Origin of the sequence: Bartonella sp. AP150HLJHH (assembly GCF_042196385.1) — a bacterium.
In the GTDB taxonomy this organism is placed as follows: domain Bacteria; phylum Pseudomonadota; class Alphaproteobacteria; order Rhizobiales; family Rhizobiaceae; genus Bartonella.
Genome location: NZ_JBHIQC010000014.1, coordinates 23,878 through 46,930, shown reverse-complemented (window position 1 = coordinate 46,930; position 23,053 = coordinate 23,878). Strand labels below are relative to the sequence as shown.

General features: G+C 45.0%; 34 protein-coding genes and 1 pseudogene. 2 read left to right on the top strand and 33 right to left on the bottom strand.

The window, feature by feature from the left end:
• The 26 genes and pseudogenes from ACFING_RS06810 to ACFING_RS06685 form a co-directional block, all read right to left on the bottom strand.
• A pseudogene (locus ACFING_RS06810) lies at window positions 1-622 on the bottom strand (capsid protein); the annotation flags it as partial.
• Between the two features lie 12 nt (window positions 623-634).
• Window positions 635-976 carry a hypothetical protein gene (locus ACFING_RS06805; protein WP_375613753.1) on the bottom strand — a complete coding sequence of 114 codons (342 nt, stop codon included), beginning with the start codon at window positions 974-976 and terminating at the stop codon, window positions 635-637.
• On the bottom strand, window positions 973-1,971 hold the full coding sequence (locus ACFING_RS06800) for a phage protease (protein ID WP_375630268.1): 999 nt from the start codon (window positions 1,969-1,971) through the stop codon (window positions 973-975). Before ACFING_RS06800 ends, ACFING_RS06805 begins: the two co-directional genes overlap by 4 nt.
• A gap of 114 nt (window positions 1,972-2,085) precedes the next feature.
• Window positions 2,086-2,208, bottom strand: coding sequence for a hypothetical protein (locus ACFING_RS06795; protein ID WP_375630267.1), 123 nt, complete (start codon window positions 2,206-2,208; stop codon window positions 2,086-2,088).
• A gap of 351 nt (window positions 2,209-2,559) precedes the next feature.
• Window positions 2,560-3,765, bottom strand: coding sequence for a phage minor head protein (locus ACFING_RS06790; protein WP_375630266.1), 1,206 nt, complete (start codon window positions 3,763-3,765; stop codon window positions 2,560-2,562).
• Window positions 3,758-5,338, bottom strand: coding sequence for a DUF935 domain-containing protein (locus tag ACFING_RS06785; protein WP_375630265.1), 1,581 nt, complete (start codon window positions 5,336-5,338; stop codon window positions 3,758-3,760). The genes ACFING_RS06790 and ACFING_RS06785 overlap by 8 nt, the downstream gene beginning before the upstream one ends.
• A 12-nt stretch (window positions 5,339-5,350) precedes the next feature.
• Window positions 5,351-6,973 carry a hypothetical protein gene (locus tag ACFING_RS06780; RefSeq protein ID WP_375630264.1) on the bottom strand — a complete coding sequence of 541 codons (1,623 nt, stop codon included), beginning with the start codon at window positions 6,971-6,973 and terminating at the stop codon, window positions 5,351-5,353.
• On the bottom strand, window positions 6,966-7,547 hold the full coding sequence (locus tag ACFING_RS06775) for a phage protein Gp27 family protein (RefSeq protein WP_375630263.1): 582 nt from the start codon (window positions 7,545-7,547) through the stop codon (window positions 6,966-6,968). The genes ACFING_RS06780 and ACFING_RS06775 overlap by 8 nt, the downstream gene beginning before the upstream one ends.
• Window positions 7,510-7,866 carry a hypothetical protein gene (locus ACFING_RS06770; RefSeq protein WP_375612320.1) on the bottom strand — a complete coding sequence of 119 codons (357 nt, stop codon included), beginning with the start codon at window positions 7,864-7,866 and terminating at the stop codon, window positions 7,510-7,512. The genes ACFING_RS06775 and ACFING_RS06770 overlap by 38 nt, the downstream gene beginning before the upstream one ends.
• Window positions 7,863-8,177: a DUF2730 family protein gene (locus ACFING_RS06765; protein WP_375607966.1), complete on the bottom strand. Its 315-nt coding sequence runs from the start codon at window positions 8,175-8,177 to the stop codon at window positions 7,863-7,865. Before ACFING_RS06765 ends, ACFING_RS06770 begins: the two co-directional genes overlap by 4 nt.
• The gene (locus tag ACFING_RS06760) at window positions 8,174-8,389 is read right to left on the bottom strand and encodes a hypothetical protein (RefSeq protein ID WP_375613747.1); all 216 of its coding nucleotides are present in this window, start codon (window positions 8,387-8,389) and stop codon (window positions 8,174-8,176) included. Before ACFING_RS06760 ends, ACFING_RS06765 begins: the two co-directional genes overlap by 4 nt.
• A complete protein-coding gene (locus ACFING_RS06755) occupies window positions 8,382-8,720 on the bottom strand; it encodes a hypothetical protein (RefSeq protein WP_375630262.1) in 339 nt (112 codons plus the stop codon). Before ACFING_RS06755 ends, ACFING_RS06760 begins: the two co-directional genes overlap by 8 nt.
• The gene (locus tag ACFING_RS06750) at window positions 8,713-9,000 is read right to left on the bottom strand and encodes a hypothetical protein (protein WP_375613745.1); all 288 of its coding nucleotides are present in this window, start codon (window positions 8,998-9,000) and stop codon (window positions 8,713-8,715) included. Before ACFING_RS06750 ends, ACFING_RS06755 begins: the two co-directional genes overlap by 8 nt.
• Entirely contained in the window at window positions 8,997-9,578 is a 582-nt protein-coding gene (locus tag ACFING_RS06745) for a glycoside hydrolase family 19 protein (RefSeq protein ID WP_375613744.1), read from the bottom strand. The genes ACFING_RS06750 and ACFING_RS06745 overlap by 4 nt, the downstream gene beginning before the upstream one ends.
• Before the next feature lie 87 nt (window positions 9,579-9,665).
• Window positions 9,666-10,073, bottom strand: a complete 408-nt coding sequence (locus ACFING_RS06740; protein WP_375613743.1) for a helix-turn-helix domain-containing protein — start codon at window positions 10,071-10,073, stop codon at window positions 9,666-9,668.
• A 6-nt stretch (window positions 10,074-10,079) separates the two neighbouring features.
• The gene (locus tag ACFING_RS06735; protein WP_375613742.1) at window positions 10,080-10,697 is read right to left on the bottom strand and encodes a regulatory protein GemA; all 618 of its coding nucleotides are present in this window, start codon (window positions 10,695-10,697) and stop codon (window positions 10,080-10,082) included.
• Window positions 10,698-10,707: 10 nt separating this feature from the next.
• Window positions 10,708-11,331, bottom strand: coding sequence for a DUF3164 family protein (locus ACFING_RS06730; protein WP_273755326.1), 624 nt, complete (start codon window positions 11,329-11,331; stop codon window positions 10,708-10,710).
• Entirely contained in the window at window positions 11,315-11,593 is a 279-nt protein-coding gene (locus tag ACFING_RS06725) for a hypothetical protein (RefSeq protein ID WP_375630270.1), read from the bottom strand. The genes ACFING_RS06730 and ACFING_RS06725 overlap by 17 nt, the downstream gene beginning before the upstream one ends.
• Window positions 11,593-11,856 carry a hypothetical protein gene (locus ACFING_RS06720; RefSeq protein ID WP_375630261.1) on the bottom strand — a complete coding sequence of 88 codons (264 nt, stop codon included), beginning with the start codon at window positions 11,854-11,856 and terminating at the stop codon, window positions 11,593-11,595. Before ACFING_RS06720 ends, ACFING_RS06725 begins: the two co-directional genes overlap by 1 nt.
• The gene (locus ACFING_RS06715; RefSeq protein ID WP_026500458.1) at window positions 11,853-12,884 is read right to left on the bottom strand and encodes an AAA family ATPase; all 1,032 of its coding nucleotides are present in this window, start codon (window positions 12,882-12,884) and stop codon (window positions 11,853-11,855) included. Before ACFING_RS06715 ends, ACFING_RS06720 begins: the two co-directional genes overlap by 4 nt.
• A 334-nt stretch (window positions 12,885-13,218) precedes the next feature.
• Window positions 13,219-15,198, bottom strand: a complete 1,980-nt coding sequence (locus ACFING_RS06710) for a transposase domain-containing protein (protein ID WP_375630260.1) — start codon at window positions 15,196-15,198, stop codon at window positions 13,219-13,221.
• Window positions 15,195-15,653: a hypothetical protein gene (locus ACFING_RS06705; RefSeq protein ID WP_012232200.1), complete on the bottom strand. Its 459-nt coding sequence runs from the start codon at window positions 15,651-15,653 to the stop codon at window positions 15,195-15,197. Before ACFING_RS06705 ends, ACFING_RS06710 begins: the two co-directional genes overlap by 4 nt.
• Window positions 15,650-16,672, bottom strand: coding sequence for a ParB/RepB/Spo0J family partition protein (locus tag ACFING_RS06700; protein ID WP_375630259.1), 1,023 nt, complete (start codon window positions 16,670-16,672; stop codon window positions 15,650-15,652). Before ACFING_RS06700 ends, ACFING_RS06705 begins: the two co-directional genes overlap by 4 nt.
• Complete coding sequence (locus ACFING_RS06695) at window positions 16,672-17,070, bottom strand: hypothetical protein (RefSeq protein WP_375630258.1); 399 nt, start codon at window positions 17,068-17,070, stop codon at window positions 16,672-16,674. The genes ACFING_RS06700 and ACFING_RS06695 overlap by 1 nt, the downstream gene beginning before the upstream one ends.
• Window positions 17,054-17,194 (bottom strand): hypothetical protein, encoded by a 141-nt coding sequence (locus ACFING_RS06690; protein ID WP_196794044.1) that lies wholly within the window; start codon window positions 17,192-17,194, stop codon window positions 17,054-17,056. The genes ACFING_RS06695 and ACFING_RS06690 overlap by 17 nt, the downstream gene beginning before the upstream one ends.
• 73 nt (window positions 17,195-17,267) lie before the next feature.
• Window positions 17,268-17,573 carry a helix-turn-helix transcriptional regulator gene (locus tag ACFING_RS06685; RefSeq protein ID WP_005864619.1) on the bottom strand — a complete coding sequence of 102 codons (306 nt, stop codon included), beginning with the start codon at window positions 17,571-17,573 and terminating at the stop codon, window positions 17,268-17,270.
• 151 nt (window positions 17,574-17,724) lie between these two features.
• Between ACFING_RS06685 and ACFING_RS06680 the strand changes: the two genes are divergently transcribed.
• Complete coding sequence (locus ACFING_RS06680; RefSeq protein ID WP_375630257.1) at window positions 17,725-18,255, top strand: helix-turn-helix transcriptional regulator; 531 nt, start codon at window positions 17,725-17,727, stop codon at window positions 18,253-18,255.
• 80 nt (window positions 18,256-18,335) lie between these two features.
• Window positions 18,336-18,854: a helix-turn-helix domain-containing protein gene (locus ACFING_RS06675; RefSeq protein ID WP_375630256.1), complete on the top strand. Its 519-nt coding sequence runs from the start codon at window positions 18,336-18,338 to the stop codon at window positions 18,852-18,854.
• 468 nt (window positions 18,855-19,322) lie between these two features.
• On the opposite strand, the gene ACFING_RS06670 is transcribed toward ACFING_RS06675, so the two are convergent.
• The 7 genes from ACFING_RS06670 to ACFING_RS06640 form a co-directional block, all read right to left on the bottom strand.
• Window positions 19,323-19,730 (bottom strand): helix-turn-helix domain-containing protein, encoded by a 408-nt coding sequence (locus ACFING_RS06670; protein WP_375630255.1) that lies wholly within the window; start codon window positions 19,728-19,730, stop codon window positions 19,323-19,325.
• A 91-nt stretch (window positions 19,731-19,821) separates the two neighbouring features.
• Window positions 19,822-20,040, bottom strand: a complete 219-nt coding sequence (locus ACFING_RS06665) for a hypothetical protein (RefSeq protein WP_375630254.1) — start codon at window positions 20,038-20,040, stop codon at window positions 19,822-19,824.
• Window positions 20,033-20,239 (bottom strand): hypothetical protein, encoded by a 207-nt coding sequence (locus ACFING_RS06660; protein ID WP_375630253.1) that lies wholly within the window; start codon window positions 20,237-20,239, stop codon window positions 20,033-20,035. Before ACFING_RS06660 ends, ACFING_RS06665 begins: the two co-directional genes overlap by 8 nt.
• Window positions 20,172-20,399, bottom strand: coding sequence for a hypothetical protein (locus ACFING_RS06655; protein WP_375612620.1), 228 nt, complete (start codon window positions 20,397-20,399; stop codon window positions 20,172-20,174). The genes ACFING_RS06660 and ACFING_RS06655 overlap by 68 nt, the downstream gene beginning before the upstream one ends.
• Window positions 20,396-21,061, bottom strand: coding sequence for a lysozyme (locus ACFING_RS06650; RefSeq protein WP_375612619.1), 666 nt, complete (start codon window positions 21,059-21,061; stop codon window positions 20,396-20,398). The genes ACFING_RS06655 and ACFING_RS06650 overlap by 4 nt, the downstream gene beginning before the upstream one ends.
• A 13-nt stretch (window positions 21,062-21,074) precedes the next feature.
• Complete coding sequence (locus ACFING_RS06645) at window positions 21,075-22,778, bottom strand: hypothetical protein (RefSeq protein WP_375630252.1); 1,704 nt, start codon at window positions 22,776-22,778, stop codon at window positions 21,075-21,077.
• Window positions 22,779-22,795: 17 nt separating this feature from the next.
• Window positions 22,796-23,047 (bottom strand): hypothetical protein, encoded by a 252-nt coding sequence (locus ACFING_RS06640; protein WP_375610781.1) that lies wholly within the window; start codon window positions 23,045-23,047, stop codon window positions 22,796-22,798.
• Window positions 23,048-23,053 lie beyond the last annotated feature (6 nt).

The following is a 23,053-nucleotide window of genomic DNA, read 5'->3' as shown; positions in this document are numbered from 1 at the left end:
CATCAGCAGTGCCACCCCCTTTAACGGCTTTAATGATTTTGGGATGACGTTTGAGTTTTGACCAAACAACTTTGCCCATCACAATGGTGTTGGGCGTATAGACGAGACTTTTATCCATCGCCTCATCTAAAGTGGCATAAGGGTCAGATTTCTCATAATCGCTAAATTTATTTTCACCCTTAAGCGTAATCACCCGCTCTGGTGCGTAATTTTCACTTCTTTGCACAAGAGCTGCAACACGCACTTCACGCCCCAATTCTAGCAAATTGGCAAGTCCCTCTACAGCTGTCTTTTCGGGGTTATAACGAGAGCGTCGCTCCGCCCGTGCCCGTGCCGCTGCTTCAATATCTGAATTGGGGATAAGATCATCAAGTCCGTAATCTTTGACACTGGCTTCCCGTTCAAAGGCAGAAAATTCCACCACATTCGGGCGCCCTTTTCGCCCAACCTCAAGTTCAGGCACGGTAAAATTTTCTGCTAAAGGAAATTCACTATATTTAAACACCTCACTTAAAACACAAACGCGTGGCAAAACTTTATCGCCAATAAGAGAACCTGCTGGATTGCGATAACCAATAGCAATAGCGGTGAGTGTTGGATCAATGGGAAAAGGTCTGTTCATTTTATGCCTCGATTAATTAATTTTAAAAGAAATAACATCACCAGCAGAACCATCACTCATGGCAATACCAATGGTGCGATCTGCGGCTTCCGCTTTAATGGCGTGTCCTTTGGGGTCAGAGGTCAAAAAATCACCAAAGGAAACATTGCCTCCACAAACCACTTCGCCCCAACCACATTGGCCAACATCAATCATCTCACCAGCCTTGGCACTCAATGACCCAGCAGTCCCTAATAATTTATCACCCTTACCAGAAGCCGTTGCCACCATTCCATCACCGCGCGCTGCAACAATGCAATAAGGTGAAATCACATCTCCAGCGCGAAAAGATTTAATCAAAATCATCGTACTCATGATTGGCGCTCCTTTTGCTCGCTAATATACTCAACCGCTTGGCTAATGGTGATGTCGAAGCCTTTTTTCTTCTGCTCTTCCTGATAATGACGTGCCGCAAGGGCAACCTCTTCTGGAGCAAGCTTTGGTTCTTGTGCTAAGGCACACACTTCTAGAGGGCTTGTTGAGGCAAGCGCCGGCAACTTCTCGACCAAACTTTTAAAATGTTCCATCCCCCCTTCAAGGGCACAAAGCGCACGATATTCCTCGCGAGCAGCCGGCAAAATCTTGCCCTCTTCAATGGTCTTATCTAAAAGACTCTCAATGGCACTGTTTTTTTGCTCTTCTTGCAAAAGCGCTAAATCTTCTCGCGCTTTTGTTAATTGGGCATTTAATTCCACGCGTTCCTTTTCGCGCGCTTTAAGCGTTGCTAAAACCTCATCCGCTTTAGCATCTTCTGCCAGCGATAGTGCACTGGCAATGGCTGTAAAATCCATCATTTTCTCCGTCAAAGTTATAGGGGAAGGCTGTTCACGGCTTAAAGCCGTCATGACAAGGGCTGGACGGTTCACCAAACCAGCACCGGCTAAATTTAAAATTTCACCTTTCTTGGAATGGCGAAACTCCGGCGAAAGATAGCGATATTCTTGGGAAACAATCTTTTTAGCGGCCATATCGGTCCATTTAACACGCCCCCAAATCGCACCATCCCGCTCTGCTAATTCTTCAATCCAGCCACTTGCCGGCGCTTCTAAACCATTTCTCGCACGGTGATGTTGCCCATGCTCATAATCAATCACAAGCGGTCCTTTATTGGCTGCAAAGGCTTTTAAAATAGTTTGCGGGTTATAATGCCATTGTCGTCCATCACGTGCCTTCACATGGGGCGCTTTGGGCAACAACTCTACCCATTCAGGCGCTTGGCTAACGGTAGCGTCTTGGCAAAGATCTATTAACGCAGCATGAAATGTTTCTGCATCCCCATCTTTTTGATCTTCGTGAAATTCCTGTTCCATACATTGCCTATTGCTTTACAATTGTCATTGGCAATACAATGCATGAAACTTACTCCCACTATAAGTCTGACACTGTCAGTCAAAAGAGCATTTCTCAAAAAAGCACTCTTTTCCCTATTCTTCTCCTTGTGAGAGAACCCCCCGTGCCAAACCATCCCATAAAATCGTTTTCAAAGGCACTTCAAAGACGATAGAGCGCCGTTGTGAAGTGAGAGGTACAATTATCGTCTTATACAAAAAAAGCCTCTCTCAAGCCGTTTTTTTAAAGATTGCTTTTGAACGTTGAAACTGTTAGATTACCTGCGAGGCGTGAGCCAGTTATGCCAGGGCGGCTTTGCCGGATCTGTGAGGAGTTGACCGCCCTCCACGCCTTCTTATTTTCTCAAACATCGGCTCTCTTCACAAAAGCCAACATGGTTTTTCTCAAGTCGTTTTTTTAAAGATTGCTTTTAAACTTTTAAACTGTTACTTCTATCCACGAGGCGTGAGCCAGTTATACCAGGACGGTTTTACCGGATCTGCGAGGAGTTGACCGCCCTCCACGCCTTCTCTTTTCACAAAAGCCAGCAGATCTTTCCGGTGTTCTCTTTACAACAACCTCTCGCCCTTTTTTTCAGCCGCATCCAATAAGCGTCCAATTTCTCTAGAGTTTTTTTTATGCATGGAGGTCAACCACCATTCTTGTTTGCTTGCTACAAATTTGACCACAAAGCGCCACCATGTCCCACCACTTTCACCAAAAAACATAACGCTCGGTACACCTTTTCGCCTGATAATTCCATGGGGTTTTATGAGTGTTTGAATGGCGCCCCGAAAATCATCCAAGCGAAGATCACGCGCTTGATGCTCTAACAAAATATGTTTCACACTGTCTGCGGATAAGCGAATAAGAGAATTTTCCGCTGCAAAAACATCACGCACCTTTTGTGGTATAGGTGCAATGGGTATAAACCCGCGAGGCATACGTCCTTCAAACATCGCTTCCAAAAGCGGCGAACCCACAATATCTTCAATGGCAATGCGTTTGTCATTGTCCCCCATCACAGAAATTTTATCACTCAAAAAACGGCTTAAATTTTGCGCGCGATGTTTCCCAGGGTTCAAATGCCAACCAGGATCAATGCCCTTTGGTATCTTCTCAACTTTCCCCGTCCGCTTATTGTGCCAAACCTGCTTTTCAACATGAAGTGGCTCTGCCCCCTCTTCATAGCCTAAATCTTCTGCTTCATAACGGCTTACCTGTCGCACACTGCATTTACACCGCCAGCCATTGGGCGGATAAAGCCAATCCCAAACCGGATCATCAACGGGTGCGGTAAACCCCACCCAACTTTCATGTTCTAAACGCTTATGTTCTGAACTTGACAAAGCATAGGTGAGATAGGGCAAAAATTCTTTATTATTTTGTGTGCGCTCCCACTCACCTGCCGCATGCGCACTCATGGTATTGGCCCAATAGACCGTTTCTAAACGCCGTGGGCTGCCCAATTGTACCACGCTCTTTTCACCAGTTTTGGGGTCAATGCTGGTCTTTTTACCCCACCAACCCTTTTCCTGTAAAATCGGCATCAAATTTTTTTGAAAATCTTGAAAAGGAACTTGATGCTTTATGGCTTCTCCAACCGCTCGCTTAAAATCCTCCAAAATGTCATAGCCTAGCGATTTTGCCACCGTAAAGGAAAAGGCATGTTCTTCTGGTGCTATATCACGCCAATCAAAGCTTGGAACAAGTGCCTTGGCTTCAAAATAACGGGTGACCTCTTTAGGGGCGGTTTTAAAAAGTTCCTCATCCATGATACCCAAGCCCACGTGCAATCATTTGTACTTTTGCCAAGCGCGCTGCTAATGCGTGATGATCCATCTCACCAAGCAATTCATCTAAGCCTTTTAGGATATCCTCATAACTTTTTGCTTCTCTCACAAGCTTTTTAAAAGGCTCTAAAAGGGGTTCTAAGTCCTCTTCCCAGTCGCTTAAAGCTTCTTCAGAAAGCCGGTCCAATTCGTCGTGATGTTTTCCACCCTGCTCTTTTGCTCCCTTGTCCTCTCTTGTCACAGAAACATCAAAAACACCTCCACAATCAGCACAAACATGAGCCTTTTCTCCCCTCTCATCATCAAGCGCATTATCAGGAGCCTTTAAAACATCCTCTTCCTTTTTTGGTTGCGAAAAACCAATCTTATTGCGCACTTCTTGCGCCCCAACACGCAAACCCAAGGGCACAAGTTTTTCCAAAGCGTCACTGATGGCTTTAATATCTTCATTTTCCGAAATCGGCCAATAGACAAGGGGAGCGCGCTCTTGGCGCCCAAAATTAATCTCAACAAAGGGCACAATCAAATCACGATTAGCCGTTAAAGCTAATTGGCGTGCATCAGCTCTGGCAATATCATGGCGCACATTTTCATGAATGCGCGCTTGCGAAAAGGACGAACCATCATCCGTCGTCATCGTTTGTCCCAACACACCTTTAGAAATTTGTCGATCTAAATATTCCGCCTTAGAAGCAAACACCGCATTGCCACTGCCCCCTGCCGCTTCAATAAATTCAATCTCCATTTCTTTGGGAATAATCGCTGCCGCATCACTGGATAAATCACGCACCGCTTGAATGAGAACCCGCCGTTCCTCATGAGAAGAGCTTGCCCCATATTTACCCACACGCAAAGGCATACCGTAAACTTCTAAAAATGCCATCCAATCTTTTAAGGTATAAGATTTAAACAAAAAAGCCCAAGCTGCAAGCCGCGCAAGCCCCGTGCGGATAGGCAAACCGCTTTTCAACTTGGGTCTGTGAATAGAAAATTTATAAGCAGGCAATTCACTTCCATTAAAAGACCCCTCTTCTTTTAAACGCAAATGAAAGCCATCCCGTCGATCCAATTGAAAAAACCGCTGGTCACGCCATTTCCAAGCAACCGGCCACCATTCCTTGGCACTCTTGTCCCACAAAGTTTCAACAACCGCATAGCCTTTTCCCAAAGCATCTAACAAATCCGTGACATAATCATCAACAAAAGTAGGCGCACTAATCACTTCCCGCACCGCATCTGCTATCTTTTTGTCCTGTGCACTGTTGCTTGCGGCAATCACTCCAGGCTCCACCCCTGTGAGAGCATTTTTACGCATGCCAAGCACAGCACGATAATGTAAATCACGCTCTTCCATATCATCGGCAAGTTGAAAAAACTGCTCTGGATGCCCCCGTGCTGCCTGTTGCAAAATATCAGCAAGTTGCGCAGGGGTCAGACCACTGACAATGGTTTGTGACCATACATCACGAACACCGCCAACGGTAGGGCTTGCAACTTCTCGCTCCAACCCTTTGATATTAAGCGCCCTGCCCCACTGATCTAAAAGTTTTACCATCTCATCATCCCATCAATAAATCTTTGATCGCATTGTTGAAAAAAAAGGCGTTGAAAAGAGCGAGCTTTCATCAAAACGATAAGCCTCTCTCACAGGTGTATAATCATAAATTTCAGGAGTTTGGCGGCTGGCAAAATAAGCCAAAGCGCAAGCAATCGCGCTATCACCATGGCGCATAAAACCGTCACTGCCTTTAAAACGATGATTGTCTGGAATTTTCACAATGCCATTGACATAAGCAAGCGCTTGATGATCGGCAACAATGTCACTATCGCGCGGCAAAACAATCGTCCCATCCCCAAAAGCTTCTAAATAAGCCGGCATTTCCTTGCCATACCAACTTTGTGACAAGGGCACTTCCTTCACACAAGCCCCATAACGCTGCGCTGCTTTTTCGGCTAAATAAGCCCCATTGCCCCGCGCATCTAACGCGCCGCCCATCAAACGCGGCAAACCATTCACCCCATAAAATAAAATCTCTCTTTGTTGATCAAACGGCGTATTGCGCAATTCCACCATAAACCGTACACGGCGCACCAAATCTTGTCCCACCTCCATCACCACAATCGATGTCGCATCGCCACTCCGCGCAAAATCAACACCAAAAACATGTTGGCGCCGCCGGTCAAGCCCAGCATGAAGAGGTTTTATATGCTTCTCACACCAAGCAAAAGCAGCAACACTTCGTTGATGTTCCGATTGATTTTTAAAATCATCCACACAAGCAAAACGCAACAATGCAATGTCAGGCGCGCAACAATTTTCAATCTGCAAACGTGTTAAAGCCGCCCCTTCTTGATCGGCTGGTATGGCATCTAATTCTTGGCGCATCGCAGCCAAACGCACCCCATAAGAGGCACGAATTTGCTCTTCCCATTGTTGCTCAGATGCTAAACTCCACACCTCCCCCTTCATCGCACAAACCCGTTTAAACAAGCCATTTTTAACAGCAACACCAAAGGGGTAACAATGCACCGAAAAAGGCACTTTGCCTGCTCGTGCTTCACGGATCAATTCATTGAAAGGATTGAGCACACCATTATGGGTGGAGATCACACGGATTTTTCCTCCCCAAATGAGCAAAGCATTGACAGCATCCAAAACAGAGCGCACATCTTGATGAAACGCCGCCTCGTCAATCACCACAATGCCCTGTAGTCCGCGAATATTTTCAGGGCGGCTAGAAAGCGCCTCAACCCGAAACCCCGAAGCAAAACGCACCCGATAAGCAGAGATATATTTTGTTGACCCATCCGCCCTTTGATCAGAGAATAAAAATTCCTCAACATCCCCACTATGGCTCGTAATTGCCGAAGCAAAATTGCTCACATAGCCAATAAATTCCCGCCCCTTGTCTTTGGTGTCACCAATATAAAAAACATTATCGCCCCTCGCTTCACGTGCCGCCGCTGCAATCAGTGTATCATCCAAAGCTTCTGCAAAAGTAATGCCGGTCCGCCGCCCCTTTTCAACCAATTTTAATGGGGACTTATCTTCAATCCATGCCCGTTGATGCGCCATCAAAACACCTTCCGCTAAGGGATCACTCTCTTTGGGAAAAGTACTTCTCTGCCAAATATCAAAACCACTCTGATGATCAAAGACATGACTTTTTGAAAAGGGCTGTTCAGCCATTTTTAACCCCCAACACCTGCGCACGTATAGCCCGCGCTGTTTCTTCTGAGAGCCCCGCCGCTGCTGCTGCAGCGTCAACCGCTTTGCTTGCTTTGCTGGTAAAATCTTTTTCCAACTTTTGCCGTCTGGTGGTCGATAAATGTTCAGCCGCCAAAACCCCTTTAAGCGCATTGGCTAATTCTTGTGCTGCTTTTGGCGAAAGGTTTTTCCCACTGCTCAACGTTGAAAAAATCAACTCCTTAATCGCTGCCGCCGTCAAAAGAGTGATATTATCAGAAGCTTTGGCATCAAAACGCTTGGAAAGACTTGCTGCAATTTCTCTTGTCTGTTCTAGGCGCCTTGACATCACGGCTAGCCGCAAAGAATAACGATTAAAACTGGAAAAGGAGGGTATAGAAAAGCTTAAACCCATTTCTTTTTTTAAAGCCTTCAAAGCTGCTTTAAATTCATCATAAATGGCTTTTTGCGTCTTCTCACGCCCATTTAAAGCCTCAGCAGCAGCAGCAATAATTTGATCACAAGCTTGCGGCAATAAATCAATCGCCGTTAAACGTCCACGCCCGACCTTGCGCATCCTTCACCTCGTCTTTTATTGATGAACGTTTAGGCCGCTTAATCCCCTCAATGGAAAAGCTTCGGTCTAAATGACGCGCTCCCCGTTCTGTTAATGCCGCAAGAAAAACCGAACCCACACATTTTAACGTAACAGCACCTTGATCTTCCATCCATGCCAATTCATTATGCACAAAATCGCGATCGCGCCTGATGCCATAACTGTATAAAAGCCGCTCAATCATCGCACTCGATAAAGTTTCACTGCGCTCACAAGCAAGCCCTTTTAAAATAATCAACCGCGCTTCTTCACGGATGATTTTATCCATATCTGCTTTCATTTCTTGGCATTCTCCAACAAAAACTCTTGCAAGCGCTCACCAATGGCTGCCACCGGTTGTAATTGTGCAGAAAGCGTGTTGAGACGACCATTCAATTTCTCCATATTCACTTCCAATCTTTGCAGCGCATCACGATCAGGCAAAAAGTCCATCTCTGTTTCTAACTTTTGCACACGCTCTTTAAGCGCCGTGATATCTTTCAGCATTTCCCGCGCACCTGAAGAAAAATAGGCTCTCAAAACCCCACAAATCGCAATAACCGATAACAATAAAGACAACCAGCCATTGGCAACACTGATATCCAAATTCACTTAAAAGTCCCCTCTCTTTTGCCTAAAATCGCCCGCTCCGCAGCTTTTCTGCGCTGTTCACAAATCAATAAAGCAGCACGATCACGCCCCCAATAGTGCACCACTTCACGCGCATTCAAAGCACGCTCTGGCAATAAAGCTGGGCGGGCACACGCCATGCGAACAACAGGCGGCAACTCAACCGATAAAAAATGATAAGAAAGGCTACCCACCGGCTTGTGTGTTGAGCAAGCGCACACGCTCAAGCCCAATGCCACCGCCAGTAGTTGGCAATACTGCATTGACTTCCTCCATTTTTGTAAGCTTTTGTTCCAAAGCCGAAATCACCCCTTGCGCTCGATGCTCAGCTTCCAACGCTGCTTGTCTTTGTCGCTCTTGTACAAGCAGTGCACGTGCTGAAGCCTTGGCAATCTCCAACTGCCAATACAAATCACGCGCCTTTTCCGCTTTTAAAATTTGCGCTTTCATAAAGCCAAAAGCCGCCAACATCATACTGACCAAAAAAAGCAGACCAAAAGACAGTTTTGAAAGTGGGCTAAACATTGCTTTTATCTCCCCACCTCGTTATCTCCACCCCATCATAGGAGCTGCTATGCCGCTTATGGGAATGTTTCCTATTAGAAAAATCCAACGAGCCAAAGCCACGATGCACCCCCAGATTGCCAACAATAATCGCCACCATCGAAGGAATAGAAATGCTCGCCATATCAACAATATGCGGAACCCCCCACAAACCACCAGAAACGAGCAAAAAAATAACCCCCCAAGCAAACCAAAAAGACCACCATAAATAGAGCCTAGAACCACGATAAGAGGGCTTCATGCCTTTACCTCGCCTCCAAGTCCCAAAAGCTTTTTGGCGCGGTTCAAATAAATCAAACGTTGCACAAGTCCATTTCTTCCCCCATTAATCGCCTTGGTAATCCCTAAATAATCATCTTGATCAGCCAGCCTATTCAAGCCTTTCATTTGCCAAAACCAAACAGCAGACCAAAGCGCTGCTGGAAACTTTTCCAGCTCTTGCGGAAATGCCTCACAATCAACCGCTTGTTCATCGACTAAGCGCCAAAACTTCGTAAAACGACGATAATTATTGCGCCCCGTCAACTGGATCAAACCACGCCCCTTAAAGTGCACCCCATCCCCAGGGTTGACATTGCCTAAATCACGCCGCCCCTCATAAGCGCGCCCTGAGGCATATTCACAAACGGTAAAAAAGCCATCACTCTCATGGGCACATTGGCTTAAAAAATGGGCAATACGCAACGGTGTTGTGAGTGCCCCATAAGATAAAGCTTTAGGCAACACGCGTGCCATTTCAACAATAATAAAATCTTGGCGCGCATGATGCGCCAATTTAGGCGCAAGGCGATGAAGAAAAGAAGCATCTATTGAAACCATAACAAACCACTCAATGCATAAAAATCCATGCGCAGTTTATCGGATTTCAAACCCCCAATATAAGCCTGACACTGTCAGTCAAAACTCTCAATACTCATAAAACTCTGGAAATAATAAACCTTGTGGTTCTTTTGAAGAAATTTTCTTCTTCAAGCGATAGGCTGTGCGCACATGCATACCAGAAACAGCAGCTGCAGCATCAACCGACCAGCCTTTTTGCAACGCTTGCACCATTTTTTGCCGCCGTTCAGCATCTCTGCCAAGGGGGATAAGAAGGCGCACACCCGAACCATTAAAACAAAAATGGTTGATGAGTTGCTGCGCCTCTTCAAACCCAACAATTTCAATCAACCAATCCGCACTCTCAAGACGCCCGGGTATATAAACTTCTCGTCCACCAAAAGCCCGCATCATATTCCATGCTGCTTCACTGCCCGCAACATCAGCTATTTCACGCAATAAGGCAGGAAAATCGCTATAGATTTCCTCTTGCATACATGCTTACCCCTCGCTTTTAACACCTTTACGGATTTTCCGCCCCCAAACATTCATCACTTCTCTAAAGTCGCCCCCACTCATCTCACCAAAAGCTTTACCACTTAACGCCATAACACTTTGATGAAAAGATTCCACATCAAACACAGCATCGGGATTCAAACACTTCCATTGGGCACACAAAATGGAAATGCTTGGTTTCTTCCTCCATGAATCTTCGCGGTTTTTTCCTCTCCAGTCAACCCCACCCTCACGCTGCAACCAACCTTTCAATGCCTCAATAGCTCTGCATGCATCATCGCTATCGCGTAAAAAGCGAATATGATCAATCCCTGTCTGTCTTTTCACAAAGGCAAGCAACGCTTTATCTGAACGATCACGAATAATGCCAAGATTCCACCCAGCAATCCAAAGCGCCTGGAGCTTCTTAGCATATTTACCCTCTAAACGCTTCCCATTCGGCTTAAAACCAAACGCTTTCATTTCAGCGATAACCAAGTGCTTTTCTGAAAAATTCAAATCTTTCGCCGATTGCTTGCCTGTTAAGCGATAGAGCAGTGCGCGATAGGTCTCATCATCAAGACCTAACGCGCGTTTTCCCATATGAAGGACAGCTAAAGACATCTCCCTCCCCTCATGTCTTCGCCAGATCAATGGTCACAGCACGCCAAGCGCTTTCTAGGCTATCGCGCTCATAAAAACGCACATATTCCTTAGATGTCGTCACACGGATCGCTTCACGAATGGCACGCATCGCCTCTTTCCAGCGTGGATCATCAATATCCAAACGCAACAGCATAAAGATCTCGCCCCGATTCACCTTGCCTTCTTTATCCGTATTAAAAGCACGCGTAATAATCGCACGGATTTCAGGGCGTGCATCCGCAGACCATTCATTCAAACACTCATCAAGAAGGCTTTTGGCAATTTGCAATTGCGGTCCAAAATCAACACTTTCCTGAACTTGCACCTTAATACGTTGCAAACCATCAAAGCTTGTGTAAGTACAATTGCCCTTTTTGCCACGCCGCTCCACACCATATTCTTGCGCAAGCAAGCTATCAAAATCACTCAAATCCGCAATCGTATGGTTGTTAAAACGTGCAATCCTTGCCGATAACTCTTTCGCAAAACCCATAATTTTGCGCACCGTTTCATCCTCTAACAAATCCGCAGGGCGGATCAAACTTACCGGCACCAAAGCCCCTTTCGCATCCTTCATATAACGCGTACCTTCAAGTTCAATTTGTGGATTCATCACCAACTTCCTCCTGTGTTTTTTGAAACCGACGAAATGGCACAACATCCCCTGAAGAAGGCGCACATCCCGCTTTTATTTGCCAACGACACCGCATAAGCTCATGACCTAAAACGTGGTTATAGCCTGCCAAACGACGCAAATACTCATTCAATTCTCGAACATCTTGTCCATGCATAAAAATGCCATTCACCTCATACTGTAAAAAGGCAGAGCGCAAAGCAATCAAGCTATCTCTCACCATATAAGGGTTCCGTTCCATCATTTTCCGCCTCCAAAATCCATATAAATCACACGATTGCTCTCATCCGCATCAGAGCTGTCACACTCAGCCAAAACTTCTGCAACTTCAGCTTCCAAAACCGCATCCGCTTCCCCCAAACGGTGAACACTCAACTCCAATTCAAGCAATAACGCCAAATCAACACACAATTTAAGCTTTTCTCCAATATCAAAACCGCATTGATAATCGTCATAAAGACCAACAAGCGTATCGGATAATTCTTTGTCGCATAAAGAGATCATGCCAATTCCTCCACGTCACGGTTTTTCCATGCCGCTTTGACATGTTTCAAAGTCACCTCACACCCATCTCCAAGCGCTGCCATGCGTGCCAACATCATGGTTTTGTCAATTTGCCGCAAAGCTCCAGCCTTTAAGCCAATCCCTGTCAAAAACTTTATCGCACCAACATCCTCAATCCCCCAATCATGAATGCGCGCAGCAATATCCTCACTATAGGGCTTGCGCCGTTTCAGATGCATCGCCAATCGGCTTTTAATTTGCGCATAAGAGGGACCATTTTGACGATGAACCAACCGCCCCGAGATCTCATCATTCCCAACCAAAGCGAGCCCCGTACCATTAATATCAACAAAATGGCGCAACTGATTAATCGCTTCATCCGTTAAATTTTGCGCTTCATCAACAATCAACAACGTACCACTGCCCACGCGCTCTAATTTCTTACCAATCGCACGTGTTAAGCGGGTGGGATTATATTCCACCACTTCCAATTCTGCTGCCATATCATTCAAAATACCGTGAACACTGCGCGTATGCGGGCTGGCTGTCACCAGATAAACATGCGGGCGGGTAGAGCGATAATGACGGCAGGTTTCGGTCTTACCACTGCCCGCATCAAGCGTAATCATCACCATATCCCCCGTACTTTGTGCCAGTGTTAAAGTATCAATAATCTCACTGGCAATTCGATTCCTCTGAAAGGCTGGTTTTTCAGGGATCTTCTCCAAAAACCCCGCCGTTTCCTTTAAAACCTCAACCCATTGTTGAACCTTTGCATTTTGCTTACCCAATTGCCCCGCATAACTGCCCGCATACCATTGCGAAAACGTCCCATCCGGCATGCCTATGCGCCGCGCCACCTCTGCTTTCGACCAATCATTCATTTGCCCCAAAGCTCTGACTGAATCCACAAGCTCATTCCATAAAGCAATGTCATCACTGTTGCGGTTTTGTGCTGTGCCATTAGGCTGGATTTTAGGTCGCGCCCAAGGATTTTTATCGACCGTTGCATTTATCGCGTTTTTCATCTATAATCTCCCTCTCGTATTGATCTAGATTCGTATTGATTTTAGATTTTATTGAATGGGTAGGCTCCCACCTACCCATTTTTGTTACTCTAAAGCCGTACGCGATACTAAAACGGCTAACCTTGCAAATCCCCTCTCTTTCTCACACATCAGGGAACTTGCTAACTCCACGCATCTCACCCGATCAGGCAAAGATACCTAGAAACTTCATGTATTGATTAGACTATGAAATGGATAAGATTCCTCCCCCCTTTCTTTGTTAACGCTTCAACCCCGCACATGGACCTCAACCGGTCCCCTTAAATCCCCCCCTCTCTTTCCCTATTTCCTTATTCTATTGCTTGGGAAACTTGATCACTTCACGCCCCTCATCAGAGGCGGAAAGCTTTCTCAAAGCTTTATGCAAGTGTTGACTGAATTCTTCCTCCCCCAAAGCCTCATCATCGTCTGCTTTCAAAGCTAAATTCCCCAAATTGTTTGGCATCAAGCGGCTCACCTTTGGCTTTATCGGAAGCTTCGATTTGAACGCTTCATCCTTTTTCTCAAGGCGCCCATAAACATCGGCCAAGTGATCAGGTGCAAGCTTTGCCGCTAGCTGTTTTTCTGCTTTAACAGCCTTCACATATTCTTTACGCAAACGCCCATTCAAGCGCGCCGCCTGCTGGTCATAAAAACCTACATCACAAAGGCATGGTGCCAAACAAAGCAACCGATTGTTCAAATCATAAACCCGTAAATCTTGATGCAAATTATCCGGATCAAAGCGTACAATCACCTTTTTCCCCGCATGCTCATTCAACGCCCGTGCCCAATAACGATTGCCATAAAAATGGATCTCGCCCGTACCCTTTTGCGCACGCAATGCCTCAGAGGTTAAAAGCCATAAAGCCCGTTGTGCCGCCGTTGCTTGCCGAACTATCGTCCCCTCGGCTTGCAAGCTCTCAGTAAAGGTCTCATCAAAACTGCGCCCCGCACAATTAACCGCCTTACGCCCCGCTTGCGCATTGTGTGCACAAATTTGCGCACCAACATGGGCTTTAAACGCTTCAAATCCTATCGCGCGCTTGCCATAATCTTCAGGCTTGGCATCCGGTTTATTGCCCGTATAAGCCCCTGCACAAAAGGGATGTTTGGAAATCGCTTCTGCCAGATCACGCCATGCCCGCTCAATCGGTTTAGACTGTCCGCTATAAGGAGTGGTCCATTGCAATTGCACCCCCAAACTCGTCAAAAGCCCTTGCGGATCATCCGGCTTAATCTTAAAACGAAAGCGATTTTGCACACCTCCAGAAATCCACTTGCTGGTAAAGGCACGCCCATTATCCAAGGTCATACGCTCCGGTATTCCATAAGCTTCCACCATATCCCCAATCACCAAACGAACGATTTCCCAAGTCTCAGCATCCGATAAGCGCCACGATAAAATCTTGCCCGAATAAAGATCTTGAATGGCAATCAAATAAAGCCGCACAGGCTTTTCTGTCCAAGGAACACTCACAAAAACATCCAGCTTATGCCCGTCCATATTCACTGCTTGCAATGCATGCAGGCTTGAGCGATCACGCCGTTGGGCTGGATAAAGCTTTTTTGCCTTTTCTTCTCCCTCACGTGCTAAAACCACAACCGCTTTGGAAATTTGCGCCTTAAAACGACGCCGCAAAGCCCGCTCAGAAGGAATGGGCTCAAAACCCCGCTCCTGCGCAACCGAAACCATGCGCCGATAACACGCTGAAAAAGCAGGTTTAGAGGGACGCAAATAATCCGAACAAAAAACCTCCCACGCCCCCTCATGACACGGCGCAAATTGCGAAAAACTCTCCTCACCATAACAAGGCGCTAAAGCTGCCAACCAATCAGGGCGCTCATACCCCTCCACCATCTGCCGCCAATTAAAAAGCGACATCCGACTTACACCAAATTGCACCGCACTCAAACTTGCCGCATCATGCACACCCATACCGGCATGGAGCAAATCTTCCCAAAAGCAAAGTGCCTTCAAACGCTCTTCACAACGCCTTTTATGCGCCTTTGAAAGCCCCTCATAACGCACCCAAATACTTGCCTTTTGCTCCCCTTGCGTTTGTTTCACATCAACAGCCCCACCAAACCGCACCAACAATGCCGCCCGCGCCCCCTCCGGCAATAACGAAATGTGATACTCCCAAACCGGCTTGGTTTTGCCTCCCACTTTCCTCGAAAGTTCAGAGTTTTTTCTCCAATATGCCCGTCCGTGGTTTTCAAGACTTTTATATGTTTTCGGCAACCCTGGCAAAGCTGCTTCAGCCAATTCGGCAATAGTAAACCATTCCTTCATGGCTGCCCCCTTTTAATGCGAACCGGCGTTGCGCGCATGGCTTTCAATTGCGCTGCAATCTCCCGCTGTTCCTGCTGAAGCCGCGCAATCTCTGCTAAACGTGCCTCATCCCCTTGCAACAGCAACAATCCATCTTCACTCACCACCTCATCCCAGAGCCAAAATGCCTCTGTCGCCCGCACAAATGCCTTAAAACGCGGCAAGGAAATATCTACCTGCTTACTTTCTGCCACATAAGCATCCAAACTCGCCTTACTTAAACACCCAATCCCTAAATAATGCGCCATACGCTCCGCAATCACACTGCGCTCATGCCGGCATTCTCTCAAAGCCCGCGCCATCGCACGCTTAATGCGTGAGCGAAACCGCCCTAAATCAATCTGCGCAACGGGTTCGCGGCAGGGAAAAACCGGCTTTTGGAAAAAATCAAGCTGCCCGCAACCATGCCTCTTCATGCCTGCTCCTCCCCTGATTGCTTGTTCAAATAATCACAAAACCGCGCCTTTGTCTGCGCATCTGCTCTCTGCCAAACACCCAATAACTGAGCAAAAACCCGCTCTTGTTCATTAATTTGCGGAGGTGTATTAATCCCATTGACCAAATCAACAGCCCGCCGTAAATCCCCCTCAACCTGTTGCAAAGCAATCGCCACCCGCCGTTGCGCAACCGGCTCCATCTTTGCTAATTTTAACAACTGCGCTTGATTATCTGCCAAGGCTGTCCCACGCAAAACAGAGCGTAATTCTGGCTGTAAATGCTGAGCAATGTTGTTAAGACGTTTTACTGAAACTTGAGACAAACCAATACGATCCGCCACATGTTTAGAAAAGCACAAAGTTATCCCTTTTGCGCCACTTTCTTCACTCGTATAAAAAATAGGATCAACTTGATCCAATTTCTCTAAATGTCCATCACCGCCGATCAAAGGATCAACTTGATCCTTTGATTTTTCATCCCCTTCACACCCAGTTTCATGATGCTCTGAAGAACTATCATTTGGCAAAGGTGCAACTTGCACCTTTGCCACTTTGTCCTTTGTATATTGATTACCACCGATCAAAGGGTAATGTTTACCCTTTGATTTTCTGTCCCCACCAACCTTAATCTCCCCATACTTTTTTTCCCACAATTCGCGGTAAGTCTGGACAAAAAGCGCACGATCAATAACAGACAATTCATTGCGAAAGAGGTTTTCAGCCACTTCTAAAAGCGCAGCATTGTCCTTATCAGCCTGCACCACAACGGCATCAATGTCACTATAGCCCAAAAGCTCCGCAGCACGAAGCCGATGCGCACCAGCAATAAGCGTATAATTGCCCTCTTTAGCATTGGGGGTATGGCGCACCGTAATCGGATTCATCAATCCCTCCCGCGCCATCGATTGCGCAAGCGCCTTGGCATGCTCATCATCCACAGGGCGTATACGCTCCGGCACCACAATCACATCAAGAGCAAGCTTTTGAAACTGTGCCATCACGCCGCCGCCTTTCTGATCTCTTTAAAGAATAAATCCATCGCACGCCCCGCCCATCTTCGATAAGCTTTCGCAAAAACGGGTTCTTCCAAACGCCGGTTAATCACTTGCATAGATAGAGAAATAGAAGTCCGCTGACGTGCCTGTATCGCAACAATACGCCGCCGTGGCACCTCAAACTGATAATGCAAGATATGAATAACAATCTGTCGTGCTAACGCCGCATCAAATAAGCCATGCGGAGGGTCAATAATATACCGGATCGGCAGATGCTTAAATCCACGACTCACGGCTTTTAAAGAACAGGAAAGCATCACCTGTAAACGTTCAACTTCTGAATAAGGATTAACGATATCGTTTCTGACATCTGGGGTCCATAAATTATAAGCAGCAACCATAACCACCCCCTATAAAAACAATATGACCACCATCTAACCGCCAAAACCAACCCATCCAAACGGCTGTTCTATGATGCAACTCTCTGCAATTTATCTTGCCCATTTCGTATTGATCTTTAGACATTGATAAACCTTTTTATCTTATGGTATTTAAATTCATGGCAAATGCGCAAAAACGCAAAGCCGTGTAACGAAGTTCAAGCAGCATTCCCACGCAAAGCAGAATGCGCACGCGAATCTGTATTGGCATGTTTTGCTGCTTTAAAAATGCGACGGCGACTTTTGGGGTAGCGGTCGCTAAAAACCTGCTCGACGGGCAAACCGATAAAATCGGCAATAGCACGTTCGGCTTTCTCGTTAGACCGTGTCCAAATGTGTTGAACACTGGATGACGAGAGTTGATAAGCTTTCGCGAGCTCCGCCAAGGTCATATTACGGCGGCGTAGCTCGGCTAAAATACTATGGCGATCCCATACTTGGATGCATGTTTGGGTGGTTGTCATAAACTTCGCTCCTGCTTCAAACGGATGCTCAAACCATCCGTTTTTTGTGGGGTTAATTGTAAAATATCTGCCCTCTATATCGGGCGGTAATAACAGTTAAAACCATTTTACGGGTTTGTCAACCCGTAAAATGGTCTTAATGGGTATTTTTTTGGCACGTTTAGAAACAGAACCTAAAACACCATTGGCAAAACGCCTACGTGAAATAAGACGAATCCTCGGAAACGAAGAACGCGGTGCTTTTGCCAAATCTCTTAATTTGGCAAAAAATACGCTTGCAAATTATGAGCTCGGTATAAATGAGCCACCAGCATCTATCGTAATTGCCTATCACAAAATTTATGGCGTAGACTTTCATTGGCTTCTCACTGGAGAAGGCGAAATGTTTAGTGATATGGCAAAAGCGAAAGCAGCTGGTTTTAAACCACAAACTATCCCTGCTGGTCTCATGAAAAAGCTTGGTCGCATAGCTTATACAACCTATCGCGATGCAAATATAAAACTCCCCCCTGAAGATATAGCGGAATTAGCGGCAGAGCTTTGTATAAAGTTGCAAGAGCTTGTTCAAGACATCAACGACACGGAAGAAGTAGAAGCGACTTTCCCTCTTCTTAAAATTCATTTAAAGCGTCAAATAGAAGCTGAAAAAGAACACTCCAAAGCTGCACAAAATACGGCTTAATGCTACTCTAAGATGAATGGGGGAAGCTCTTTTTAAAATCCTGTAATTTAAGCTAACCTAAATATGAATAAGGAGCATTTTTGGCACGCCCCGAACTAGAACCTAAAACACCATTGGCAAAACGCCTACGTGAAATAAGACGAATCTACGGAAATGAAGAACGTAGTATCTTTGCGCAACGGCTTAATTTACAACGTGGCACCCTTGCCAATTATGAAATTGGAGCACACGAACCAACATGCTCAACAATTAACGCCTATTATACGGCCTATAACATTAATCCTCATTGGCTCGTTACGGGTGAAGGCGAAATGTTTACAGACATGGCAAAAGCGAAAGCAGCAGGTTTTAAAGCACCCACTATTCCCACTGGACTCATGAAAAAGCTTGGTCGCATAGCTTATACAACCCATCGCGATGCAAATATAAAGATCCCCCCTGAAGATATAGCGGAACTCGCGGCAGAACTTTATGGAAAACTGCAAGAGCTTGTTCAAGATATCAACGACACGGAAGAAGTCGAGCTTATTTTACCTCTTCTAAAATTGCATTTAAAGCGTCAAATAGAGGCTGAAAATGCGCATTCAGAAACTACATAAGATACAGCTTAATGCCTCTCTAAAATGAAAAATGAAAGTGGAAATCTTTTTACATTAAAAAATTTATATAAATTATTGATAAACAATACTTTTTACTCAATTTTTAGAGATTTCCACTTATATATGGAAATCTTTTTTGCTTTTTTGGTTATTTTTGGCTGATTTCGGAGTAAGCTTCACAATTTACCGAATTTTTTTCACAGGGTCTTCAAAGGCGGTTTTCTGGGCTTTCACAGACTTTTCAAAATTTTTCACAGGGTTTTCAAAGACCTTTCAAAGCCTTCTCTCATTTTTACCATGAAAACGCACTTTTTTCTGATTTTCGCTCTTTTTTACAATTTTAGGTGTCAAAATCTATTTTGACAAAACGCGCATTTAATGCTAAATTTTATACATAAAAACAACAAATTACCACGTATTCCTACCTAATCCCACCTTTTCCCACTTAGTACAAAACCTAGTGTCAAACTACAATAAAGGTTCGGGAATAGGATTCTCGAACATGCTTCTACGAAGCGCATTCTTTTTGCCAGCTTTCTCTAATAATTTTTTTAATAGTTCTAAATCTTCTTGTGAAATAATGTTTATCAGTCTAGAGAACATACCAACAGCTTCACATCTGAATGTATCAGAAGGCTTTATAGTGAAACTTTTGCGACAAGCATCCGATTCTCTTCTCAAAATTTCTGCTACCTCTTGATCTAAAGTATAGAGTTCAATTATCTTTTCCTCTAATCCTACAGGAACAGATCTTTTGCCAATTTCTACAGATGATAAAAATGCTACAGATATATCTAATTTTTTAGCCATATCTAAAAGGCGTTCTGAATGATCAATGCGAAGTTTGCGTAAGGTTTTACCAAATGGTGTTGGCATCTAAAAAATCCTATTAAAAAAGAAGCTCTCTCGTGATTCTAGCAGAAATTCTCAGGTTTTTGTTAACTGATTTTTTACTATAATGGTTTTTTTAATTTTTTGAAAACCACTGCTTTAAATGTGCAATGACATTATCTAGCGCGTCCATGAGGCGTGCAAAATCGAGGATAAGCAAAAAAAGAAAAAATGCTATCCACTTCATCAAGCGAGACATCATTTTCACGCTTTGATAGGTGATGATCATTTCTTGAAGCATTTCTTTTTCTGATTCTGTAAGCTCTGTGTGTTTTTTGGATTTTTTTCTAACCATGTTTCCACCCACACAAGCGTTGACCCTGCTTGTTATGCTTTAAGATCTCTCTTGCTAAGTTTGAGCTAATGGTGTTCAGATCTTGCCGGCTTAAATAAATAGGTAACCAACCAACACAAGAAGAAACATATTTATTTGTCGCGCAACCAGTGAGAGAGAGCAGCACGCATATCAGCATCACTTTTTTGATTAACTTCACTTTCCACCTCAAGCCGTGTTGTGGCTGCTTTTAAAGCTTTTTCTGTTTGCTTTTGTTGCTCTACTTTTTTCCCAAGAGTAAAAGCTTTTGCTAAGGCAATAAAAAAAGCGGCTAAAGCCGCACCTGTTACCATCAAGTTTCTTTTCATCCATAAGATCATAGGCGGTGCTCCTGAAAGCGTTTAGCAACAAAGAAAATGCCAGTACATGCCGCTAAAACCATAATGGCGGCTAAAGCCCATTGGATTGGTCCATTGCCCGCTAAAAACCCACCAAGACCTGAGAAAGAACCAATAATCGGTGCCAATGCTTCTGCTTTGAGAAACCCTGTTGGTTGTTTCGTTTCTACTGTTTGATAATTAGAAGAAACATAAGCCCCTTTCGCCCATAGCCCTGCCTCTGCTACACGCCGGTGTACGAGACCTTGTAAACGTTTGCCTCCCGCTTTGGTCCATTTCTGCAATTCGGTTGGTACCGCTTCATAATCCCCCCGATTAAGCCTTTTAAGCAATGTAGAGTTTTGGAAAGCTGCAATACCCACATTATAACAAAAGGAAACAAGAGCGCCGAACTGCTCGTCGCTTAAATTCACACAAACTGCTTTTTCTACCGCCCTCTCATATTGCCGCAAATCTGCTAAAAGCATGTTTTCAGCTTTTTTTTCTGTAATCACCATACCCTCAACAACTGTTGGTTGACCGGCTTTTTTCGTATGACCATAACCAATCGTCCATATGCCAGAAGCATCTTGATAAGCCTGCAAGCGCAAACCTTCCCACTTTTTTAAACAGTATAAACAATCTTTACTTATTTTCCGTGCCATTGTTCAATTCACCTTATAAATATACCTTTATGAGTACTGCTCCATCACCGCCGTCGCCGCCAATTTTGTCGCTTCCGTGTTTCCCATCAAAATATCCACCGCCGCCGCCGCCACATTCTTTACCACCTCTACCACCGTTACCACCTTTGTAACTCTCACCACCCTGCCCCATGATAGAACCCTTACATTTACCGCCGCCGCCGCCGCCGCCGCCAAGAAAAGAACTTCCACCAGTACCAGCTCTCTTGCCGTCTATTCCACTCCCTCCACCATTACCACCAGAAAAAATAAAGCTTTCACCACTGCTGCCCTCCCTGTTTCCTCCTCCATCGCCGCCTTTCCCTCCAAAGTTAACGAGAGTCATGGAAACGGAATATCCTCCTTCTGCTGTAACAAGCCCTTTGATCATTGTTCTACCACCATTGCACAAAATGTTACTGTCATTACCTTTACCACCACGACCAATGTAAGCTGTTTTTAATTTATCTAAATCAGAACCTTTCATTTTAACATGCACACATTGACCGCCGCCGCCGCCGCCATCCTTAACGCCACCACCTCCACCGCCCCAAGCCCATACTTCGATATCGGTGTCAGCAGTAATACCATCAGGCAATGGAATATCTCCGCTTTCTGTCATCAGAATTTCAACAGGTTTTCTAACCCCGCCACCATTGTTGCTACCGCCGCTGCTATTGCTACTATTTGCTTTGATTGAAGCCATCAGTTTGGCTGGTGAGATAAGTGCATCCACTGTTTTTGTGCCATCAATCCAGTCTTGTTTGCCAAGAGGTTGAATGAGATCAACTTTTTTCTGTACACTATGTGCTGTATCTTGCGCTTTATCGGCTGCTGTTTGCGCAATATTTGCCTCAGCTTTTGCACTGTCTCCCGTTTTTTGTGCTGTCTCAGCCGTTTTTTTTGCATCTACTGCATAAGCTTTTGCATCATTTGCTGTTCTTAATGCACTATCTGCAACGTTCTTCGCTTCACTTGCAACATGAATCCCTTGTTGTGCAACATCTTCAACTTTATCAATTTTTGCAATCTGTGCACGTTCTGGAGGAGTTAAGATAAGATGCTTTTTCCCTTCCTTCATATTCTCCATATCAAATACATCTTTTTCTATTTTATCTGGATCATAAACTGATTTTGACATACCAAAAGACTTTGAGCCTACAAAATAACGAATGGTATTTTTGAGATCTACCGGAGATATGGGATAATAAACACCTTCATCTCCCCTCCGCCATTTTTCCATCGTTGGCTGCGTAGAACTCAACCATCGTAGCTTTGATCTTTCCTCTATGGTTAAGATCTTTTTGGTAGGACCCTCGTGCATATTTTCCATAGAAAATGCATTTGCCCCCACATTGTCGGGATCATATGTAGCAGCCTTCATATCGCCAATCCCTAAAGGCGATATTTTTACCCAGCCAGCGCCTGATAAAATCGCATTCTCATGCGCTTCACCACTTGCTTCAATATCGTGAATTGTGACCTTATTTTTGTAAGCAAGAGCTCCAATATCTCTCTTTGCAATAGCATCATCAGCCTTTTTTCCTTGAGCAGCGGTTGCAAAATATTCTACCTCATAAGCTGCTGCACTCCCCACTGAAACAGGTGCAAGAGCCTTACTATCTAAAACACCTTCTTTGACTTCTTCTTTTGTTGCTGGTTCAAGCTTAAATATATGTGTGTGATAGGGTAATGGCATCGCGTTTCATTCCTTAATCAGTTCGTTGTCTTGTTGTGTGAGAGAGAGGACTGCAATTCATCAATAAGTTTTTGCATGATCTCTATGCGTTGATCTGTCGCTTCTTTATATTCTGCCAAAGCGCTTAAAAGATCATGCTGTATGTCGCTTTTGACGAGATCAAGTACCTTATTTAAGGGTGCATGAACCATTCGATTGCTTGCATAAAAAAGGACGCGGATTTGCTCCGCGTCCGCAATATCATCAATAGCAGACGGATTATTGATCATTTGAAA

Coding starts and splice junctions, on each gene's coding strand:
- ACFING_RS06700 (WP_375630259.1), bottom strand. CDS start 16,672: ATGGCACAGTTTCAAAAGCTTGCTCTTGATGTGATTGTGGTGCCGGAG.
- ACFING_RS06730 (WP_273755326.1), bottom strand. CDS start 11,331: ATGAATCCACAAATTGAACTTGAAGGTACGCGTTATATGAAGGATGCG.
- ACFING_RS06650 (WP_375612619.1), bottom strand. CDS start 21,061: ATGGCACGGAAAATAAGTAAAGATTGTTTATACTGTTTAAAAAAGTGG.
- ACFING_RS06670 (WP_375630255.1), bottom strand. CDS start 19,730: ATGCCAACACCATTTGGTAAAACCTTACGCAAACTTCGCATTGATCAT.
- ACFING_RS06805 (WP_375613753.1), bottom strand. CDS start 976: ATGAGTACGATGATTTTGATTAAATCTTTTCGCGCTGGAGATGTGATT.
- ACFING_RS06790 (WP_375630266.1), bottom strand. CDS start 3,765: ATGGATGAGGAACTTTTTAAAACCGCCCCTAAAGAGGTCACCCGTTAT.
- ACFING_RS06755 (WP_375630262.1), bottom strand. CDS start 8,720: ATGTTTAGCCCACTTTCAAAACTGTCTTTTGGTCTGCTTTTTTTGGTC.
- ACFING_RS06655 (WP_375612620.1), bottom strand. CDS start 20,399: ATGATCTTATGGATGAAAAGAAACTTGATGGTAACAGGTGCGGCTTTA.
- ACFING_RS06720 (WP_375630261.1), bottom strand. CDS start 11,856: ATGATCTCTTTATGCGACAAAGAATTATCCGATACGCTTGTTGGTCTT.
- ACFING_RS06735 (WP_375613742.1), bottom strand. CDS start 10,697: ATGTCTTTAGCTGTCCTTCATATGGGAAAACGCGCGTTAGGTCTTGAT.
- ACFING_RS06740 (WP_375613743.1), bottom strand. CDS start 10,073: ATGCAAGAGGAAATCTATAGCGATTTTCCTGCCTTATTGCGTGAAATA.
- ACFING_RS06775 (WP_375630263.1), bottom strand. CDS start 7,547: ATGCGCAAGGTCGGGCGTGGACGTTTAACGGCGATTGATTTATTGCCG.
- ACFING_RS06645 (WP_375630252.1), bottom strand. CDS start 22,778: ATGCCATTACCCTATCACACACATATATTTAAGCTTGAACCAGCAACA.
- ACFING_RS06745 (WP_375613744.1), bottom strand. CDS start 9,578: ATGGTTTCAATAGATGCTTCTTTTCTTCATCGCCTTGCGCCTAAATTG.
- ACFING_RS06705 (WP_012232200.1), bottom strand. CDS start 15,653: ATGAAGAGGCATGGTTGCGGGCAGCTTGATTTTTTCCAAAAGCCGGTT.
- ACFING_RS06665 (WP_375630254.1), bottom strand. CDS start 20,040: ATGGTTAGAAAAAAATCCAAAAAACACACAGAGCTTACAGAATCAGAA.
- ACFING_RS06685 (WP_005864619.1), bottom strand. CDS start 17,573: ATGACAACCACCCAAACATGCATCCAAGTATGGGATCGCCATAGTATT.
- ACFING_RS06695 (WP_375630258.1), bottom strand. CDS start 17,070: ATGGTTGCTGCTTATAATTTATGGACCCCAGATGTCAGAAACGATATC.
- ACFING_RS06725 (WP_375630270.1), bottom strand. CDS start 11,593: ATGGAACGGAACCCTTATATGGTGAGAGATAGCTTGATTGCTTTGCGC.
- ACFING_RS06750 (WP_375613745.1), bottom strand. CDS start 9,000: ATGAAGCCCTCTTATCGTGGTTCTAGGCTCTATTTATGGTGGTCTTTT.
- ACFING_RS06715 (WP_026500458.1), bottom strand. CDS start 12,884: ATGAAAAACGCGATAAATGCAACGGTCGATAAAAATCCTTGGGCGCGA.
- ACFING_RS06690 (WP_196794044.1), bottom strand. CDS start 17,194: ATGTCTAAAGATCAATACGAAATGGGCAAGATAAATTGCAGAGAGTTG.
- ACFING_RS06785 (WP_375630265.1), bottom strand. CDS start 5,338: ATGGTAAAACTTTTAGATCAGTGGGGCAGGGCGCTTAATATCAAAGGG.
- ACFING_RS06800 (WP_375630268.1), bottom strand. CDS start 1,971: ATGGAACAGGAATTTCACGAAGATCAAAAAGATGGGGATGCAGAAACA.
- ACFING_RS06710 (WP_375630260.1), bottom strand. CDS start 15,198: ATGAAGGAATGGTTTACTATTGCCGAATTGGCTGAAGCAGCTTTGCCA.
- ACFING_RS06640 (WP_375610781.1), bottom strand. CDS start 23,047: ATGATCAATAATCCGTCTGCTATTGATGATATTGCGGACGCGGAGCAA.
- ACFING_RS06770 (WP_375612320.1), bottom strand. CDS start 7,866: ATGAAAGCAGATATGGATAAAATCATCCGTGAAGAAGCGCGGTTGATT.
- ACFING_RS06780 (WP_375630264.1), bottom strand. CDS start 6,973: ATGGCTGAACAGCCCTTTTCAAAAAGTCATGTCTTTGATCATCAGAGT.